The organism is Rhodococcus sp. A14 (assembly GCF_011603105.1).
Classification (GTDB): domain Bacteria; phylum Actinomycetota; class Actinomycetes; order Mycobacteriales; family Mycobacteriaceae; genus Rhodococcus_F; species Rhodococcus_F opacus.
The window spans coordinates 1-1,232 of the sequence record NZ_JAAOQS010000269.1 but is presented as its reverse complement, the minus strand read 5'-3'; the positions used below and the strand labels follow the sequence as shown (position 1 = coordinate 1,232).

1 protein-coding gene is annotated in these 1,232 nt (G+C 70.3%); it reads left to right on the top strand.

The features are described from left to right. Positions 1 to 1,128: DDE-type integrase/transposase/recombinase (locus G9373_RS45320; protein WP_167121335.1), on the top strand; the 1,128-nt coding region annotated here is incomplete at its 5' end. Positions 1,129 to 1,232 lie beyond the last annotated feature (104 nt).

Sequence of the window (1,232 nt, the reverse complement as noted above, 5' to 3'; positions counted from 1 at the left end):
ATGTGGCTGCAGTTCGATTGGGGCGAAGGCCCGCGGGTCGGTGGCCGGCGAACCCAACTGTTCTGCGCATGGTTGTCGTGGTCGAGGTTTCGGGTCGTGGTGCCGGCGTGGGACCAGCAGCTCCCGACGCTGATCGCCTGCCTGGACACCACGCTGCGCCGAATCGGTCGGGCACCGACGTATCTGCTGACCGACAATCCCCGAACCGTCACGATGGACCGGATCGCCGGCGTCCCCGTCCGCCACCCCGACATCGTCTCCGCAGGAAGGCATTACGGCTGCGTCGTGCACACGTGCGAACCGTTCGACCCGGAATCGAAGGGCGGCGCCCAGCACACGGTCAAGATCGCGAAGGCCGATCTCGTCCCGACCGAGGCGAACCTGCTCGAGGAATACCCGAGTTTCGCCGAGCTCGTCGACGCATGTGAGCGGTGGTGCGAGAAGGTCAACGCCCGCCCGCACCGCGCCGTCGGGGCCGCCCCGGCCGAGCGGTTGGCCACCGAACTCGGCCGGCTGCACGTGCTGCCCGAGGATCCGCATCTGCTTGCCCTCGGTGAGGAGCGCCTCGTCGGCTTCGACCAGACCGTCAGCTGGGGCAACGTGCGGTACTCGACCCCGGACGGGCACCAAGGGACGAAGGTGTGGTGCCGGGTCACCGGCGACGAATTGGTGATCGTCGCCCGCACCGGAAGCGGTGTCGCGGAGATCGCCCGCCACCGACTGTCCACCCCGGGGAACCCAAGAATCGTCGCCGCGCACTATCCGCATCACCCCGACGACGGATCGGTGCTGCGCCTGCCCAAACCCCGCCCGCGCACCGCGGCCGAGATCGACTTCCTCGCCCTCGGCGAGGGCGCACACCGCTGGCTGACCGAGGCCGCCGCCGGAGGGGTCGTCCGGATCCGCCACAAGATGGCCAGGGCAGTCGAATTCGCCCACGTCCTCGACGCCGGACGGGTCGATCAGGCATTGGCCGTGGCCGCGGCGGCGGGCCGGTTCGGCGACGGGGATCTCGCCTCGATCCTCGACCACCTTGCCGCCGCCGCACAGCCCGGACCTGTGGTTGTGGCCGACGAAACCCACTCCACGCAACCCGGCACCGCCGGATGGGGCCGGGTGGGCGCATGAACAGCAATTCGGCGCCGCCCCTCCCGGACGAGCTGGCCAAGATCTGCACCCGCATGCGGCTGCCGTATCTGCGCAAGGCCGCCCCCGACGTGCTCGCGACCGCC